The sequence below is a fragment of the Ideonella sp. B508-1 genome, assembly GCF_000333615.1.
GTDB lineage: Bacteria > Pseudomonadota > Gammaproteobacteria > Burkholderiales > Burkholderiaceae_C > Ideonella.
Window position 1 is genome coordinate 1 of sequence record NZ_BADL01000236.1, and the last position, 3938, is coordinate 3938.

5 protein-coding genes and 1 pseudogene are annotated in these 3938 nt (G+C 70.8%); all 6 read left to right on the forward strand.

Annotation, left to right across the window (positions count from 1 at the left end; translation table 11 throughout):
• The coding region (gene nifB, locus I73_RS09875; protein ID WP_026096538.1) for a nitrogenase cofactor biosynthesis protein NifB at nucleotides 1-1187 on the forward strand (1187 nt) is incomplete at its 5' end.
• A gap of 53 nt (nucleotides 1188-1240) precedes the next feature.
• Complete coding sequence (locus I73_RS09880; protein ID WP_022980458.1) at nucleotides 1241-1435, forward strand: 4Fe-4S binding protein; 195 nt, start codon at nucleotides 1241-1243, stop codon at nucleotides 1433-1435.
• A gap of 215 nt (nucleotides 1436-1650) precedes the next feature.
• Nucleotides 1651-2031 (forward strand): iron-sulfur cluster assembly accessory protein, encoded by a 381-nt coding sequence (locus I73_RS09885; protein ID WP_040500143.1) that lies wholly within the window; start codon nucleotides 1651-1653, stop codon nucleotides 2029-2031.
• Between the two features lie 39 nt (nucleotides 2032-2070).
• Nucleotides 2071-2685 (forward strand): hypothetical protein, encoded by a 615-nt coding sequence (locus tag I73_RS27180; protein ID WP_022980460.1) that lies wholly within the window; start codon nucleotides 2071-2073, stop codon nucleotides 2683-2685.
• 12 nt (nucleotides 2686-2697) lie between these two features.
• Entirely contained in the window at nucleotides 2698-3537 is an 840-nt protein-coding gene (locus I73_RS09895; RefSeq protein WP_022980461.1) for a 4Fe4S-binding leucine-rich repeat protein, read from the forward strand.
• A pseudogene (locus I73_RS27185) lies at nucleotides 3518-3852 on the forward strand (nitrogen fixation protein NifZ). The gene I73_RS09895 and the pseudogene I73_RS27185 overlap by 20 nt, the downstream one beginning before the upstream one ends.
• The last annotated feature ends 86 nt before the right edge of the window (nucleotides 3853-3938 follow it).

Below are 3938 nucleotides of genomic sequence, written 5' to 3' on the forward strand. Positions count from 1 at the left end.
GCATCGCCGCCCCCGGCGATTCGCTGGCCAACCCGAAGAAGACTTTCGACACCATGCGCATGCTTCACGAGCAGGCGCCCGACATCAAGCTGTGCCTGTCCACCAACGGCCTGGCACTGCCGGACCTGGTCGACGAGATCTGCAAGTACAACATCGACCACGTCACGATCACCATCAACATGGTCGATCCGGAAGTGGGCGCCAAGATCTACCCCTGGATCTTCTGGGACCACCGGCGCGTCACCGGCGTCGAGGCCGCCCGCATCCTGCACGAGCGCCAGATGCTCGGCCTGGAGATGCTGACCGCCCGCGGCGTGCTCACCAAGATCAACTCGGTGCTGATCCCCGGCATCAACGACGAGCACCTGATCGAGGTGAACCGCGAGGTCAAGAAGCGCGGTGCCTTCCTGCACAACATCATGCCGCTGATCTCGGAAGCCGAGCACGGCACCGTGTTCGGCCTGACCGGCCAGCGCGGCCCGACCGCCCAGGAGCTCAAGGCCGTGCAGGACGCCTGCATGGGCGGCGCCAACCTGATGCGCCACTGCCGCCAATGCCGCGCCGACGCGGTGGGCCTGCTGGGCGAGGACCGCTCCGAGGAATTCACCCTCGACAAGATCGAGGAGATGGAAGTCGTCTACGACCTGGACAAGCGCAAGGCCTACCAGGACAAGGTCGAGGCCGAGCGCCAGGCCCAGGTGGCGGCCAAGGCCGACGCGCTGGCCGCCGCGGCCAACGACGATGGCGTGGACCCGGACATGAAGGTGCTGGTCGCCGTGGCCACCGAAGGCCATGGCAAGGTCAACCAACACTTCGGCCACGCCACCGAATTCCAGATCTTCGAGGTGAGCAAGGCACAGGCCCTGTTCGTCGGCCACCGCCGGGTGGACCTGTACTGCCAGGGTGGCTACGGCGAGGACGAGCAACTGCCCTCCATCGTCAAGGCAATCAACGACTGCCACGCCGTGCTGGTGGCCAAGATCGGCGCCTGCCCGCGTGACGAGCTGAGCGCCGCCGGCATCGAGCCGGTCGACCAGTACGCCCACGAGTTCATCGAGAAGGCCGCGCTGTCCTGGTTCAGCGGCTACCGCCAGCGCATCGCCAGCGGCGAACTCGTCCACCAACCGCGCGGTGACGCGCAGATCCGGCAGGGTGCCTTCACCGGCACCGCCGAAGCAGCCGCCTGAGCCTTGGCGCCAGCGACTGCTCTTTCCCCAGCCCCCAGCCAAGGAGTCCCATCATGGCCCTGAAGATCATCGCCTCCATGTGCACCGGCTGCTCCGCCTGCGAGCCCGAGTGCCCCAACGTCGCCATCCGTGAAAAGGGCGGCACCTTCATCATCGACCCGGCCAAGTGCACCGAATGCGAAGGCCAGTTCGACGCGCCCCAATGCGTGTCGGTCTGCCCGGTGGACGGCTGCATCAAGCCGGCCTGAATGGGACACCCGGCATCGCGCTTGCGCGATGCCACCCGCCGGGCGGGTGCGCGGGCCGCTTGGGGCGGCCCGGCGCTGGCCCGCGGGAGATGGGGCACCCGGCCCCGGGTTGAACCCCGGGACCACCCGCCGGGCGGGTGCGTGGGCCGCTTGGGGCGGCCCGGCGCTGGCCCACGCCGTCCGCTTCCGACCTTCTCTTGAATGACGAGCTGAACATGATCCTGCCCAACGTCACTGTCACGCCCGCTGCGGCCAAGTTCATCCGCCGCATGGTGCGCTTCTCCGATCACCCCGCCGGCGGCATGCGCCTTCTGGTGACGCCGGGCGGCTGCTCCGGCTACAGCGCCGAGTTCTCGGTGCTGGCCGCGCCGATGGACGGCGACGCCGAGCTGATGGTGGGCGATGTGCGGGTCTTCCTGCCGGCAGAAAGCCGCATGGTGCTCGACGGCGTCACCATGGACTTCAGCGAAAGCCCGACCCATTCCGGCCTGAGCTTCTTCAACCCGGCGGCGGCGCCCTGCGCCTGCTCCAGCTCGGGCGATGCGGCCAAGCCGGCGCAGGCCACGGTCTCGCTGGACTCGCTCAAGCGCCACTGAGGCGCCGTTCCGCGTCCTCCCGCACACCAGGCGTCCACCATGACCACCGCCACCACCGGCACCCTGGGCGTGGACTTCGACGATGCCGTGCTCGGCCAGGGCCTGCCGCCCCTGGCCGAAGCCGCGCTGTGCGAGGCCGGTGCGCAGCGCAGCGACGCGCCACGCGCCATGGCCGCCCTGATGCGGGCCCAGGCCCTGGCGCCCGAGCACCCCGCGGTGCTGATCGCGCTGTACCGCCATCACTTCTACGGTCATCGGCTTGCAGCGGCCCGCGATGTGGCCCGCCGGGCCCTGGTGGCCGGGGCCACCGCCCTGGGCCTGCCGGCCTGCTGGCGAGAGGTGCCGCTGCAGCCGCTGGCGGGCGCACGCGATGAGCCGGTGACCCGCTTCTACCTCTTCACCCTCAAGGGCTATGCCTACCTGAGCCTGCGCCTGGGCGACGACACCGAGGCGCGCGACGCCCTGGCCCTGTTGCGCCACCTGGACCCGGACGACCGCGTGGGCGGGGCCCTGGTCGAGGCGGTGCGCCAGCGTGCGCTGGTGGGCGACGACCCGGACGAGGATGCGCCCAGTGTTCCGCCGGCCTTTGGCGCGGCGGCCTGGGCCCGCCTGGCCCCTCGGCCGCCGGGGCCGCGTCCTTCGGCCCCGGCCTGAAGCGAAGCCGCCATGAACGCCGCCGCCCTGCACCCTGTCCACCGCGCGCCTGCGGGTGACATCCCCCTGCGGGACTGGCAGGGCCAGCCGGTCGATTGCGGCCGCTGCCCGCACCGGGCGCTGCGCGACGCGGGTGGCTGCGAGCCCGGTCACAGCTGCATGCAGGACGCCTACGCCCGCCGCATCGACCGCTTCTTCCGCACCCACCGCGACCTGGCCGGCCAGCACCTGGACCATCCGTACTTCGAGGTTCGGGCCATCGCCGCGCGCTACGTCGACATCTTCCAGCTCGGCCCGCTGCGCCAGGACCCGGACGAGACGGTGCGCCTGCAGGTGGCCCTGCGCGTGCCGCAGCGCCTGCTCTCGCCGATGTGCGACGACCCGCACCGCGAGGTCCGCATCCGCGTGGCCCAGCGCATCGACACGCCCGAACTCAGCCGCCTGATCCACGACGCCGACTACGAGGTCCGCACCGTGGTGGCCCGTCGCCTGCCCGTGGCCCTGCTGCCCCTGCTGGCCGGGGACAACGACGAGCAGGTGCGCCGCGTGGTGGCCGAGCGGCTGGAGATGCCGGCGCTCTGGCGCCTGGCCGGCGACACCTCGGACCGGGTGCGCCGCACGGTGGCCGAACGGGCGCCACTGCCCCTGCTGTCGGCCTTCCTAGCCGACCCCGACTGGGCGGTGCGCTGGACCGTGGCCCACCGCGCCGACGCCCGTCTGCAGCGCGACTGGCTGCTGCGCCTGTCCGAAGACGCCGACCCCGAGGTGCGCGCCCAGGCGCTGGAGCGCCTGGCCGAACCCACGCCCTTGTCCCAGCCCACAGGAGAGCCCCATGGCGGACATCGCCCGTGACGACGACATCATCGAGATCGCCCTGCCGCCCCGCTTCGAGATGGGGGAGCGGGTGATCAGCCGCACCATCATCCGCAACGACGGCACCTACACCGGCAAGGACATCGGCGAGGTGCTGGTGAACAAGGGCGACATCGGCTTCGTGCGCTCGATCGGCACCTTCCTGCAGCAGTTCTACATCTACGCGGTGGAGTTCACCGGCTCGGCCACCAGGTGGGCATGCGGGCCAAGGAGCTCTGCACCCTGGACCACCTGCCCGACGAGGTGCTGGCGCAGCTGGGCGAGAAGGCCCAGCGCCCTGACGACCTGCGCTGACGCCCCCTTTTCTTCTCAACGTNCTCCACGATCACAGGAGCTCCCACATGAATGAACCCGCCCACCAAGTACGACTGGGGCCACGC